General features: G+C 63.3%; 10 protein-coding genes. 1 reads left to right on the top strand and 9 read right to left on the bottom strand.

Going from position 1 to position 13,962, the window contains the following annotated elements:
- Window positions 1–37 precede the first annotated feature (37 nt).
- Window positions 38–823, top strand: a complete 786-nt coding sequence (locus J3E61_RS25970; RefSeq protein ID WP_210085815.1) for a GntR family transcriptional regulator — start codon at window positions 38–40, stop codon at window positions 821–823.
- Here J3E61_RS25970 and J3E61_RS25965 read toward each other — a convergent pair.
- The 9 genes from J3E61_RS25965 to J3E61_RS25925 form a co-directional block, all read right to left on the bottom strand.
- Window positions 804–1,775 (bottom strand): hypothetical protein, encoded by a 972-nt coding sequence (locus J3E61_RS25965; RefSeq protein ID WP_210085814.1) that lies wholly within the window; start codon window positions 1,773–1,775, stop codon window positions 804–806. The two genes, J3E61_RS25970 and J3E61_RS25965, sit on opposite strands and share 20 nt — an antisense overlap.
- On the bottom strand, window positions 1,772–3,031 hold the full coding sequence (locus tag J3E61_RS25960; RefSeq protein ID WP_210085813.1) for a cytochrome P450: 1,260 nt from the start codon (window positions 3,029–3,031) through the stop codon (window positions 1,772–1,774). The genes J3E61_RS25965 and J3E61_RS25960 overlap by 4 nt, the downstream gene beginning before the upstream one ends.
- The gene (locus J3E61_RS25955; RefSeq protein WP_210085812.1) at window positions 3,028–4,425 is read right to left on the bottom strand and encodes a phosphotransferase family protein; all 1,398 of its coding nucleotides are present in this window, start codon (window positions 4,423–4,425) and stop codon (window positions 3,028–3,030) included. Before J3E61_RS25955 ends, J3E61_RS25960 begins: the two co-directional genes overlap by 4 nt.
- On the bottom strand, window positions 4,425–4,694 hold the full coding sequence (locus J3E61_RS25950) for a hypothetical protein (protein ID WP_210085811.1): 270 nt from the start codon (window positions 4,692–4,694) through the stop codon (window positions 4,425–4,427). Before J3E61_RS25950 ends, J3E61_RS25955 begins: the two co-directional genes overlap by 1 nt.
- The gene (locus J3E61_RS25945; RefSeq protein ID WP_210085810.1) at window positions 4,667–5,410 is read right to left on the bottom strand and encodes a cyclase family protein; all 744 of its coding nucleotides are present in this window, start codon (window positions 5,408–5,410) and stop codon (window positions 4,667–4,669) included. The genes J3E61_RS25950 and J3E61_RS25945 overlap by 28 nt, the downstream gene beginning before the upstream one ends.
- Before the next feature lie 3 nt (window positions 5,411–5,413).
- On the bottom strand, window positions 5,414–6,406 hold the full coding sequence (locus J3E61_RS25940; protein WP_210085809.1) for a hypothetical protein: 993 nt from the start codon (window positions 6,404–6,406) through the stop codon (window positions 5,414–5,416).
- Complete coding sequence (locus J3E61_RS25935; protein WP_210085808.1) at window positions 6,407–9,940, bottom strand: thioester reductase domain-containing protein; 3,534 nt, start codon at window positions 9,938–9,940, stop codon at window positions 6,407–6,409.
- 155 nt (window positions 9,941–10,095) lie between these two features.
- Window positions 10,096–12,465 carry a CoA transferase gene (locus tag J3E61_RS25930; RefSeq protein ID WP_210085807.1) on the bottom strand — a complete coding sequence of 790 codons (2,370 nt, stop codon included), beginning with the start codon at window positions 12,463–12,465 and terminating at the stop codon, window positions 10,096–10,098.
- Window positions 12,462–13,922: an aldehyde dehydrogenase family protein gene (locus tag J3E61_RS25925; protein WP_210085806.1), complete on the bottom strand. Its 1,461-nt coding sequence runs from the start codon at window positions 13,920–13,922 to the stop codon at window positions 12,462–12,464. Before J3E61_RS25925 ends, J3E61_RS25930 begins: the two co-directional genes overlap by 4 nt.
- Between the last annotated feature and the right edge of the window lie 40 nt (window positions 13,923–13,962).

Here is a 13,962-nt window from a genome sequence, read left to right as displayed (position 1 = left end):
GCCTCCTTGATGTCAGATGGCAAAGTAGTCGATCAGTGTGCAGATTGTCTGCACTTTGTATAGCGAGCCCGTCGCCGTAGAGGTCCGGGGCTACGCTTTTCGTCTGCACCGTTCGAACGGCCTTGGCCGGACGCCGACAGGGAAGGTAGGACCGAAACGCATGAGCCGGCCGGCACGAGCCCACTCTCGCCTCGCGCGCCGCAGCAGCGGTGAACGCATCGCCGACCATCTCCGTCGCCAGATCATCAACGGCGATCTGGGGCCGGGCCAGCGTCTTGCTCAGGAAGAAATCGCCGCGCAGTTGGGCACCAGCCGGGTGCCGGTACGCGAAGCTCTGGTCATTCTCGAGCAGGAAGGCTGGATCAAGATGGAGATGCACCGGGGCGGGTTCGTCTTGCCGATCGAGACCTCGGTTTCCGACAACGCAGAGGTATGGGATCTGCTCTTCGGGTTGATTGCGCGTCGCGCGGCTGCGCGCTTGACGCCCGAGTTCGACGCCCGGCTCGCGGCGATCGCCGCGGACCTCACCGCGACTGAAGATCCTACGACCATAGCTTCGCTGTGTGAGGGATATCTCGATGTGCTCTTCGAAGCCGCCAGCGCTCCTGCGGTGGCCCGAACCGTGCGCCGAACGCGCGCGACCTCGATCGACACCATTTTCGGCATCGTGCCCGAAACGATCGAAATAAGCCGCACCGGCGCGCTCGCAGTCATCGCGGCCATTCGCGCCCACGACGGCGAGGGTGCCAACGCCGCTCACGCCGAGATGCAAAAGGAATGCCTCGGTTTGCTTTTGAAGGCGTTCAGCGATCGCGGACAATGATGTGCCCCGCCCGTCCATCGGTCCACCAGTCTGAATTACCCATGGCATAGCGAACTTCGCGGCTATCTCCGCCCCGCACGCAGGTGCCGTCGGCGCCGAGCATGGCGATGCCGGGAAACGATGGGCGCTCCCCTTGTGGATCGATGCGCCACGTCCATGACTGGTCGGCGAATTCGTATCGAACGGTCGCCGGGTAGCCGTTCGGCCGGACAGTCGCTTCGACTCGGATCTCTGTGGTTGAAGTGAAGCTGCCATGCTCGTCGTGCAGCATTGCGAAGCCCCACCCGTCTGCACCGTAGGCAAACGTCGCTTGGACTATGGTGCCGTCCTCGTATTCGTTGGCAATCTGCTGCCAGCAGATTTCCCTGCCACGGCCGTACGGTGCGGTCAGCCAGTTGAAACCCGGTGTGAAGTAATGGATTTCGTGGCCGACGAAACCCTGCACCGGCCGCCCCAGGAACCTACCTCCCACGCGATACTTCGCCGTCACCGAAAAGCACCCCCCGCCCTCCCAGGTGTTGAACCATTGCACCGCCGGCCCGACAACATCGCCGGACAGCGCCAGAACCCCGGATTCGTTCCACACACAACCATCGGGACCGTGTACGAACCGAAAGCCTCCCAAGCCTTTGGCTTCGGCGACCGAGAGGGTGACGACGTCGCCGTCCTGCACGGTAGACACAGGGCCGCAGCACATCTCGTCACTTCGGGAGTGTCTTTGCAGCTGCGTCCCTGGCTCGGCTACAAACAGCGATCGCAGCGTCGATCGGTCCGGCTCGACGGCGCGCAGCATCCGAAGCAGATTCCCTTCCGCGTCCCGGACCGTCCCGTAGAGGTAGGAGCCCGACTTCTGCAGACCGAAGTATGTGGTTGACGGCAGCAGCAGCTCTCCGGCGAACGTGCATTCGCCGATCAGACATGTTCCTCCGAAGTCGGCGGGCGCCGTCGTCATGGGCTTCCGTTTGCCGTCGGGGTGAAAACCACATTGAGTGCGTCAGGCGAACGCAAAGGCATGCCGACGATCTGTGGTGGTGGTGCCGACGGGTCAAGCCGCAACTCCGGCAGCCGCAGCAAGATCTGCTCCAGCGCGATCCGGCTCTCCATACGTGCAAGATGCATGCCGAGACAGGCGTGGGTTCCGACGGCGAACGACAGATGCGGATTTGGCTTGCGGTGCACGTCGAACCTGTCGGGATCCGTGAACACCTTCTCGTCCCGGTTAGCGGCGCCGACGAACAACGTCACCACCGAACCGGCGGGAATATCGACCCCGCCGAGCCGACTGTCACGCGTGCTAACGCGACCGGTATTGAAAATCGGCGACTCCCACCTCAGTCCCTCTTCGACCGCCTGCGGAATTAGTGCGTGATCGCCCATGACCTCGGCGAGCTGGTCGGGATGGGTGAGAAGAGCGAATAGGAGGTTGCCCAAGGATCGGTAGGTCGTCTCGACGCCCGCCGGCAGCAGCAGCCGAAGGAACGCGAAAATCTGTTCATCCGAAAGGCGGTGGCCCTCTACCTCGGATTGGACCAGCTCGGTGATCAGGTCGTCCCGCGGCTCCTGCCGACGCTGTTCGACGAGCTCTGCGAAATACTCTTTTAGGGCGTGAAAGGCGGCCATGCCGCGATCCCAGTCCGTCCCGATGCTGATGACTTCGATCGACAGCTTCTGGAACTGCGCGACGTCGTTTCGCGGCAGACCGAGGATGCGAGCGATGACGCGCATCGGCAACGCGAACGTGAAACTCCGAACCAGGTCGACCTTTCCGGCGCCGACGAAGGAGTCGATGAGCTCATCAGCCACCGGCCGCACCAGCTCGTTCTCCCAGCGAGCCAACAGCTTCGGCCGAAACGCCTGAAACACAATCGAGCGGTGAGTGTGGTGCTCCGGCTCATCCATCGCGACAATCGTGTCGGCCAGCAGTGGCCCCACACCCTTGGCGATGAGGGACGACGAGTAGGTCACATCATCGCGGAAGGCCGCAGATACCTCCGCGTACCCGAGCACGTTGTAAGTCTTCGCCGTACCGTCGCCACCGCTTCCCCCTGGGCTCATCGACGGTGCCATCGGCAGCGGCCATTTGCGTTGAACACTGTTGCGCCGCCGAGCTTCCGCGACATACGGATGCGGGTCGACCGCAGGTCCGATCTGCAACGTGTCGGGCAACTCGAACGTATCGGCCTTTCCGGCATCGGCTTTCGCGGTCATCGAGACACCTCTCTGGTCGGTAACGCTGGCGCAAGCCGTTCGAATTTTCCGGAAGCCGAGTCGATCATCATCGGTTTGAGCAGATATTCACGGCGTCGTTCGATTCGGGAGAACAGCCATACGAACTGTTCGAGGCGGTCCGCCGGGTCGGCGGCCACCATCTCGCTCAGCTTGGCGAGTCCGTCGTTTCGGCTGTCGGGGCGCCGGCCGAGCACCAAACCCATGTCATCTAGATCGGCTTCGAGCAATTCGGCGCCGATTCGCGACGAGAGTTGGACCGCGCGCGCAATACCGGCCGCGGAAGTGATGTGAAAACGGCCGGCATCGTCGGCAGCGGCTGGCACGCAGTTGGCATCGAGATGCTCCACGAGATAGTCCTCGAGCGAGTGATACTGCGCTGCAGGCGGATCGGGTAGATTTGGGCGATCTATCTCCATACCGATGGCCTCGGCCAGCGCATCGCCCAACCCGCGCCGCAACGTGGCATCCCAGGCGAATGCAGGCAGTGTGTGTTCGAGCCGGGCAGTTGGATTCTGCATTACCGGGGAAACCCCAATCGGCGTCAGCAGCATCGACATCACGGTGTAGAAGCACAGCGCCTGACGGTCTATCGGACGGCCACTAACCTGCTCGTAACGTGCCAGCGGCTCGGCCAGGGACCCGGTCGGGTACAGCATGTTGCGCATCCGCATCACGCCGAGATCGAGCATGGGATCGCCGATGTGCGCGAGTTCCCAGTCAATCAACGCGGTGACATGGCCGTCCGCGAACATGAACTGACCCGGTCCGGTGTCGGCCTGGCAGAATGTCACCGCGCGGTCAGCGGTGGGCACGTTGGAGTGCAGCCACCAGATGCCGAGTTCAAGAAACGGCTCCGGTCGCAGATGACGGCGCCAGCGTGCGAAGTCCGCCTCGATGAATCCGAACTTGCCGCCGAACGCGATGTCGTCGGGCGTGCGCGGAATTGTTAAGCCGGACAGACGCATTGGCTCGACTTCGAGTTGATGGAGCTTGGCCAGCTGTTCGATGTACTCCGCCATAACTTGCTTGCGAGTGGCATCGTCGGGCGCTGTCGACAGGTCGTTACTGCCGGGGACACATTCCATCAGGATGACGCCGTGGTGCTCGTTGAAGCCGAAGAACTCGGGAACCTTCAGCCCGCTGCCCTGCAACGCCTCGAGCACCCTGGCTTCATGGGCGATATCGAAGTGCTCCATGAAGCCGGCACCCTGGGTGTCGGTTCGCTTCGATCGAGCTAGCACACGCATGCGGCCGTTTGGGCGGTCGATGGTCAGGAAATGGTGTGGTCGCCAACGGATCTGCTGTTCGATGTCGACGATGCGGCCACCGCAGCGCTCGCCGGCCCATGTGATGATGTCGTCGGGAAGGGTCATCAGAAGACCGCGATGGGATTGACCGGCGAACCGGAGCCACCGACCACCCGTAGCGGGGTCACCGTAAGCTGGAATTCCCACCGGCCGAGCTCTGCGCACACTTTCGCCAGTTCCTCAAGGTCACAATTGTCGATCAGCGGCATCCCCATCGAATACAGGGCGTACACGTGAATCATTGCGCCAGGCACCGCCGGATAGGGAGGGGGAAGCGGCTCCTGCGGTCCGTCGCAGCCGATCACGGCTACCTCTCGCTCGCGCAGCCATGGCATGCATGCGGGGTGCCAGCCCGCCCTAGTTCCCCAGCGGGCGTCATCGTGTGGATCGTGGTAGCCCGTTCTGGCTCGGTCTCGCCACTGTCGGCGGCCCACCGTCCTGTTCTGAGCAGCACGATGTCACCCGCTCCCACGGTGACACCTTGTGCGGTCGCGGCTGCTTCGAGATCGGCGGGGGTGACCGCGCGGCCGCCGGCCAATGCAGCGACCCGTTCTGCGCGTGGGACGTCGAGCAGCACGCCGCGGCCGACGATGCCGTCCCGCATCGCGGTAACGGCACCGAACAGCGCGCCGTGTTCAGACGTCACGAGACCTGAAGACCGGTCGTTATAGATCTGGCCCTTCCAGAACAAGTGGGCCACCGAGTCGACATGGGTGACGTTCGTCCCGTGATACACCAACCCGACAAACTCGACCGCAGATCCGAGATCACCGCGCCCGAGCGCGGTAGGCGGCACGCCGTCGGCCCGGTTAACGCCCTCTCCGCTTGCTACGTAATACATCTGAGCGCAGTTGTCGGGATGTCCGTACGCGGTGACCAGATCGCGGGCGCACGACACGCTGCGCCCCTCGGTGACCAAACGCGCAGCGGCAACCCGGTGCTCGGGCTTGATGAGATTCAGAGTTCCAAGTTGATCCTCGGTGCCCCATCGTCCCCAGTTCTTCAGGTCCTCGATGTAGTCGGCGACATCGGTATCGGTGGGCAACACCATCGGTCACCGTCCCCTCGCGAGCGCATACATCGCGTTCGCGGCGTCCAGCAGGTCGGGGGTCAACATGCTTCCGGTGTATTCGACCCAGCACCAGCTTCGGACCGGCTCCTTGCCGCTCGAGTTACTGGTCAGCGGCCCGAAGACGTGCAGCGGACTACCGCTGGCCTCGAAAGTGAATGTGTAGGAATCGGATCCGATGGTGGTATCCAGGTTGGTCATCTTGCCGGCGTCGTTGAATGCCGGTTTCGCGACGATGTCCTTGTGCACGGAGGTGACACCGTCCTTGAGCTGATAACCAGGCCCGAAGGGCACACCCTCGCGACCCTGCCAGAAGCTGCCACCGCCCAGCTCGCCGTCGGCGAACTCGTGGAGCCAGGAAACCCACATGCCCTGCAGATGACGTGCGATCGGCAGCTCGGTGTAGATCTTGCCCGGCGGGCCGTATGCGAAGTCCTGGTGTGCGTATCCCGACACCTCGACACCGTCGATCTTGCCGGTGACGTACATCAGCTCATGGCGGTAGTAGACGTCGTCGGTGATGCCCTGCTGTCTGGGCACGTGGGTGAGGACGATGTCGCTCACGGTCCGTCCGTGCAACTCCCATCGGTTGCTTGCGTCGTACCAGTGGAATCCTTCGGTATCACGCTCAATTCGTCCGCTCGCATAGAGCATCTGCACACTGCCGTCGCTGTCGACGTACTGCATGGGCTCGAACCAATCGAGCGTCGAGTACTCGGAGAACAGATGGGGCGCATCAACATCGAGTCGCTTGTCCAGCGACCGGAATCCGCAGATCGGCGACACCACATGCGTCGTCCCGGTGATGAAATCTTCGCATCCCCGTACCCCCCAGTAGTCGTGGCCGGACGCGTCGCTGACGACGGCGCCGATCCAGATGCCGGAGAGCCCCAAGCCGGGCCCGGGCACCCACTCGCGGCGGTAGTGATCCAGAGTCGGTGACTGGCGGACGACCTCAAAATCGACATTGTCGAACATTCAATTCTCCTGTTCTGCCTCTGTGGCGCGGTGATTGGCGTCGAGCAAGCCGAGCAGTTCGAGGTCGGACAGATACTTTTCGATAATGGCTCTGTTGATTTGCGGTATCTCGCCATCAGCGCCGATCCCGGTGTGCGCCACAGCTGTTTGGAATCGTTGCGTGGGCGCGAACGCTCCTGCAAGAGCCGGCTGCGGATGGCCGAAGCTGACTAGCAGCGGCAGAAGTGAGGCCTGTCGTTGTCGTTCGGGCAGATTGCGCAGGGCAGTCTCGAACCGCATCAGCCATTGGTTGTAATCATCGATCCGCTCGATGCGGCAGCCCGCCTGCATCATCCAGTCCACGTACTCGTCGAGACCGATCCCGTCGTCGTGTGGGTTCATCACGTGGAAGGTCCGGAAGTCGTGGAATCCGCTGTCCATTGTCAATGTCGAAATCGCGTCGGCGACGAAATCGACCGGTAGGCCATCGAAGTGGGCGCGCGCACGTCCGCCTCCGGCGCCAGGCAGGTAGAACGAAGCCGGCGCGAGACCAGTCGCCGCGATGCTCAAGATCAGCCGCGTCACCGTGTCTGCAAGGTTGAGCTGCCCGCGGTAGGCGGTTTCAGCCATGATCATGTCGCACCGAAACACGGTGACCGGAACGCCGCATAGGTCGTGCATTTCGCGGAGCAGAACTTCGGCGGCCCACTTGCTGGTGGCATAGCCGCTGGCGTAGTTCTCGTCGACCGAGCGGGTAGCGCTAGCGGCGCGTACATCGGCGTCCTCGGTAAAGTCGCCGAATGGGATGGTCGCTCCAACCCCCACGGTCGATATGTAGGTGACGGGCTTCTGCCGTGTGGTCAGAGCCAGCCGGATGAGTTCGGCGGTGCCAACGACATTTGGTCCGAAGAGTTGCGGATAGGGCAGCATGTGGTTGACCAGCGCTGCTGAATCGACGATCAGGTCGACGTCTTCGGTGAGGCGCTGCCACGTTGCGTGATCTAGCCCGAGGTCGGCCTGGCCTTTGTCGCCGGCGAGGACCTCGAGGTGGCCTGCGGCGAGCTTCGTATAGCGGGACAACAGTTCGGCGTCACCGCTGTCGAACGTCGCATCGAGTCGATCCCGCGCCGCGGCATCGTCTTTTGCACGGACAAGGCAAATTACGGTGCCGTCGACGGCCTCCATTCGCTTCAGCCAGTCCAGCAGAAGATAGCGCCCGAGGTAGCCGGTGGCGCCCGTCAACAGGACGGTGTCGACAGCGGATGCCGGTGGTTCCAGCCGGGTAGCGGCGCCGAGTGTGGCGCTGTCAATGAACTTGTCGAGGGTGAGATCGCGAGCGCGCACCTCAACGGCCCCCGCGCCGTGCACCGATGCGAATGTTGCCCGTTTGCGGTCCGATCGGTTCTCGGTCTCGATGTAGTCAGCGATGGATTGCAGATCGCCGGCTGGGCTGATGACCAAGCCGACGGGAACCTCTACTCCGAAGATGTCTTCGAGGTTGTTGGCGAATGTCAATGCGGACAAGGAATCTCCGCCGAGATCGGTGAAGCGCGCCGAGGCCGGCGGGTCATCTGTAGCGGCTCCGAGCATGCTGCCGGCGACTCCACAGATGGTTTCGATGACGGGACGGCTCGCACTGCGCTCACGCAACGTGCGCAAACGTACGTTCTGCGCCTCGGCGAGTTCTGCGTACAGTTGCTCGAGCCGCTCGCTGTATTTGGCCTTCAGTTTCGGGCGAGATGGTTTCCTAATTCCGCTTAACAGACCGTTGTCGAGGGTGAACGGGGATGGTTCGACAATGATGTCGCGCGGGACCTCGTACTGTTCGAGTCCGGCTGTACGGGCAGCCTGCTGGAGCGATTGCAGGATCAACGGTTTGAGGTCGGTGTCCTGGTGACGAGCGAGGGCTTCGCCAGTCGGCACGACGACTGCCAACAAATGCGACCGCTCAGCGTTGCCATACACGTAGATCTGGTGCACGAGTTCGCAATTGGCATAGACAGCCTCCAGCTTCGACACCGCAACGAACTCGCCCTGCGACAGTTTGAGCACATTGTTTCGGCGATCGACATACTGCAGTTGGTCGGATCCGACCTCGGCGACCACGTCGCCCGTACGATAGAAACCGTCCTCGTCGAAAACTTCAGCTGTCAGTGCGTCTCGTTTGTAGTAGCCACTGAACAGCGTGCGCGATTTGACCAACAGCTCACCGCGCGGATGCGGCTTGTCGGTACTGAAATAGCCGAGTTCGGGCACGTCTACTAGCTTGTAATCGGTCACCGGTGGTCGCTGAACCTTGCCGTCGATGATCACCGAACCCGACTCGGTCGCACCGACCGCGTTCATCAGATGCGAATCGAGCAGCCTCTGTACCCACGCCGCCAGCTCGGCAGAGATGGGGGCGGAGCCAGTGAGCGCCGAAATGTAGCGCCCGCCGAGCAGGCGCGAGCGCAGATCCGCCAGCACCTCGTCTTCGGAGGTGGCCTCGCCACGTCGGTTCAGTTCACTGAGGAATTCGCGGTACAACATCTCCCAGACCCGCGGCACGAAGTTCAGTTGGGTAGGACGCACGAGCGCCAGGTCATCGAGGAAGGTCGAGAGGTCGCTCGCGCCAGCGAAATACGCAGTGCCGCCGGCGCCCAGCGTCGAATACAGCATGGCGCGCCCAGCGGTGTGGCTCATCGGCATGTAGTTCAAGGTGATTGCCGGGATGGCGAACCCGCGCTCGACCAGAACCCCCGCGGTGACCGTCCACACCGACTTGGCCAAGCTCTCTGGCTGCATCGCTCCCTTGGGACTGCCACTACTGCCCGAGGTGTAGACGATCACCGCCAAGCGGTCGTCGTCGGTGGCAGGGCCCGTCGGGATCGGTAGTGCGCTGCCACGCTCGATGGTTTGCGGGAGTGTCTCGACGACGACGGGGCTGCTTATTTGCGCGAGCCGGCGCTCGGCCTCCTCCACCGTTTCCCGGTGAGCGTCGACCTCTGGATGGTAGTCGAAGACCAACAGCACGACCGGCGTCCCGTAGGCCGCGAGGGCAACACCGGCCTCGAGATAGTCAGCGCTGCAGGCAATCACCGCCGGCTGCGTCTCATTGACCATCGGTTGGAGTTGGCTTGTCGGCGCCCCGGCGTGCAGCGGTACCGAGACCGCGCCGAGCAGGGGTACGGCCATGTCGACCGTCGTGTAGTCGACACTGCAGAAGCCGAGGGTGGCCACGCGGTCACCAGGCCGCACACCGTTATCGGCAAGCGCAGCAGCGACGGCGGCGACCCGCAGCCAGAGCTCGCCGTAGGTGATGGTGTCAAACCGTTCCAGTACCTGCAGGCACCGCTGCCCGGCCGTGGTGACGACTTCGGTGGCGCGCTGCCCCAGCGCGGGCCGTGCGGCGTAGCCCTTCGTCACCACCTGCATGAGTTCGGCCCAGCCGACGCTGGGGCGCAAGATCTTTTCGCAGATCTCTTTGTCGGGAAGGGCCGAGGCGAACTGAGGGTCGTTGGTCAGAAGTTCGCCAACGCGACGCGCCAGTTTCTCTGTTTCGCCGTCAGTGAGCATGCGACGCCACCGACCTGCTCAAGATCGTGGCCGGACGCATGCCCCTCCTCTTGGATCGCAGACAATCTGCATTATGGACATTACGTCAGCGACCGGCCCCGGGGAAGCGCCTGGAAATAATTGCTATCGAAATGCGAGAAGATGTGTTCTCGAGGCTATGTGTTGAGTAGGCGCTCGCCGATGACACGTCGGTTGCGCAGTTCCGCGATCTCGTCGGCTGACAGCCCCAGCGCCCGCAGAACCTCTTCGTTGTGTTGACCGAGTGTCGGCGACGGCGTGCAGTGGTGACGTGTGGGCCCCGGGGTGATTCGAAACGGCCAACCCGGATAACGTTGCCGACCCGAAAGGGGGTGCTCCAGATCTTCATAAAAGCCGCGGGCGTCGAGTTGGTCGACGTCATACATGCGATCCGCTGTGAGCAGCCGTTCCGCCGGCACACCGCGTTGACGGATCGTCTCGGCGATCTCATCGGGCGGTTGGTTCGCCGTCCAATCGGCGAGCACTTCGTCGAACGCATCGTGGTTGTGTATCCGTGCGTTTTGCGAAGCGAACCGCGGGTCGTCACGTAATTCGGGGCGACCGATCATCTCGGCCAGGACGGCCCAGTCCGCATCGTCGCGCACCGAGATGGCGACCCACTCGTCGTCGCCAATGGCCGGGTAGACACCTTGTGCGATATGACGGTGCCGGTTGCCCTCGCGTTGGCGCACCTTGCCTGTCAGCGAGTGCTCGATCACGGGTTCGGCCGTCACCGCCGCGCCGACCTCGACCTGCGCGACCTCGATCAACTGGCCCTCGCCGGTGCGGCGCTTGTGCTCGAGTGCGGCCAGCAGCGCGACTGTGGCGTGCACACCCGCAATCGGGTCGGCTGGTCCTTGCAGATTGCACGGCGGCCCGTCGGAGTATCCGGTAGCCGCCGACATCCCGGAGAGTTGTTCGATGTTCAGCGCCCACCCCACGTAGTCGCGCCAGGGTCCCTCGAGCCCAAAGCCGGGCATGCGCACCATGATCACGCCGGGGTTCACTTTGATCAGCGAGTCGTAGTCCAGGCCGAACTGCTCAACCACGCGCGGCGAGAAATTCTCGACGACGACGTCGGCATCCGCGGCCAACCTCAGCGCCAGCTCGCGACCAACTTCCGTCGTTAGATCCAAGGTGATGGCGCGCTTATTGAGATTGGTGCCCTGCCACAGCGGCCCGATCTCGTACCAATCGTCACTGTTGCGCAGCAGCGAGCCCGAGTAGCGGTGGCCGTCGGGCCGCTGGATAGACTCGACTTTGATCACGTCGGCGCCGAACGCGCCCAGATAACACGTCAGATACGCGCCCGCCCAGAATGTGCTCAGGTCGAAGACCTTCAAGCCCGCGAACGGCGTTGCCACGTCCCCGATTTGCGTTCCAACGCGGGTCGCCTCCCGCGCAGCCCAGGACACGATCGGATGGTCGCCAAGCTGTGGTACCGGTGCGGGCTTGGCGGCCGGTGTCTTGGACAGCCGAAACGGCGCACCGGGTCGCTGGAACCGCGCGGTTTCCGAACCGCCTTCGATGAAGAAGCCGCGGTCGCGGTACTGCGGACAGTCCAGGATCGACGCCCCGTCGTTGATCGGCGCCGCAGGAATCCGCATGGCCTGGCTGAGCTCGACCAGATCGGCCACCGCAATCGAATCGAGCCATGGCTGGGCCTTGGCGAAGAACTCGTCGCGTTCGGGCCCGCCTAACATGATCGCGATCTGGTGCTCGCCGAATTCGGGCAGTCCCACCATCGCACACACATCCAGCCAGTGCTGTCCGGTCAGGCAGTTGATCCCGATCCAGCCATCAGCGGCCCGTACGATGCCCAGCATCGGCCCTGCCTTTGAATTTGGCGGTAAGCCAAGGCTTTTCAGGCGCGCTGCCATGAGCATCGGATACGGCAATGTTGACAACAAGGACTCGATTGCCGAGACGTCGACCTCAACGGGCCGATCCGCTCCCGCATCGGCCACCCGCAGCGCGGTTAGCGCCCCGAGCGCCGCGTAGCCGCCCACGATGTACTCGGGGATACGCGCGCCAGCCTGCACGGGCGCGCGGCCGAATTCACGTGTGTTCACCCAACCGGACGCAGCCTGGAGGGTCAGCGATGTCGATGGGTGGTCCCGTCGCGGGCCCTCTTGGCCGTAGTCGGAAATACGAACGATCACCAGATTCGGATTGATCCGCGCCAGGCTGTCGCCGTCGAGTCCCCATTCCCAGCGGTCAGTTGACCCCGCAGGGAGATTTTCCACCAGCAGGTCGGCCTGACTGATCATGTCGTGAAGCTGGACGACGCCGCCCTGCGACGCGAGATCCAGTGTCGCTCCCCGCTTTCCAGCGTTCATATAGTCGAACAACCCACTGGCGGTCCCCCAGTTGCGCAGCGGATCCCCAGCTGGCAGCTCAATCTTGCAGACGTCGGCGCCGAGGTCGACGAGTAGCTTGGTGCAATACGGCGCTGCGATGTCGGTACCCAGTTCGACCACCCGCAGTCCCGCCAGCGCTCCCGTCACGCGGGTACCCCAATTACCTTGGGCTCCATGTAAGCCCGCAGTCCCATCATCCCATTCTCACGACCTATGCCACTTTGGTTGAACCCTCCGAACGGGGCATCCCCGGCGACGGTGCCGTTGATCGACACCTGACCCGTCCTGATCTTCCTCGCGACGGAGAGCGCACGTTCGACGTCGGTGCTCCAGACCGCGCCGCCGAGGCCATACGCGGAGTCGTTGGCGATGGCGACCGCGTCGTCATCCGTGCGATACCGGAGCACGGTCATCACTGGGCCGAACACTTCTTCCTGGGCGATGTAAGACTCGGCCGTCACGTCGGTCAAGATTGTCGGCTCGAAATAGTGTCCGCGCCCACGACCTTTCGGCCGTCCGCCGCCGGCGACTACCTTCGCGCCGTCTTGAACAGCTTGATTGACGAATCCTTCAACACGCTCGAGGTGTTGGCTGCTGATGAGTGGCCCCATCGCGACGGCCTCATCACGGGGATCCCCGACCTTCACATTTGAGGCCATCTCCGCGAGCCGGCCGACAACCTCGTCGTGGAGATTGTCGGACACCAGCAGCCGGCTGTTGAGGATGCACGCCTGTCCCGCATGCAATGTGCACCCCTCGAATAGCAGCCGCTCCAGCAGTTCGTCGGTGAGGTCGACGTCATCGAGCAAAATGCAGGCCGACTTGCCGCCACATTCGAGCAGGATCCGCTTCATGGTGCCTGCTGCACCCGCCATCACGTCGCGGCCAACCGCGGAGCTACCCGTGAAGCTGACCATATCCACTCGAGGGTCGAGGGTTAGGACCTTGCTGCCCTCGACACTGCTCGGAGTGACGACGTTGACGACGCCGGGCGGAATGTCGGTCTCCTGGTCGATGATTCGCGCCAGCGCGAGTCCAGCCAACGGGGTGAGCGGCGACGGTTTCAAGACGAGGGTATTGCCGGCTGCCAACGCCGCGCGCAGCTTCATCACGTTCAAGGTGTGCGGGAAATTCCACGGCGTCATCACGCCCACCACACCCAGCGGTTCATATCGCAAGAGCGTGGTACCCGCCGAACCCCACGCGTCCAAGGGCGCCTCGACCGGCTCCAGCGCGAGCTCCGCAGCACGGCCGACCATGAATGCGGGTCCCTCGATCTGGATCAGCCGCTCGTTTGCTGTGCACCCCCACTCGGCCTGCGCGAGCGCGTAGAGATCGTCGCAGCGGGCGAGCAGAGCATCGCTCAACTGCTGAAGGCAGCGCGATCGTTCGGCGGGATGGGCCGTGGGCCAGGGTCCAGAGTCGAAGGCGACCCGTGCCGCAGCGATTGCTTGCTCGACCTGGGCCACACCGGCGTCCGGTGCGGAGGCGATCACCTGCTCGGTCGACGGATCCACGACGTCGTACCGTCCGCTGTCCGGCTCGACCCAGTTTCCGTCGATGTAGACCCCGTAGCTGTCGACGAGGCTCAATTCGGCCGTCACTTCATCGCGCCTTCCTGGTGGTTCGTCGGGACACGCCGAA

The organism is Mycobacterium sp. OAE908, assembly GCF_017872775.1.
Lineage (GTDB): Bacteria > Actinomycetota > Actinomycetes > Mycobacteriales > Mycobacteriaceae > Mycobacterium.
This window is presented reverse-complemented; position numbering and strand designations above follow the sequence as displayed.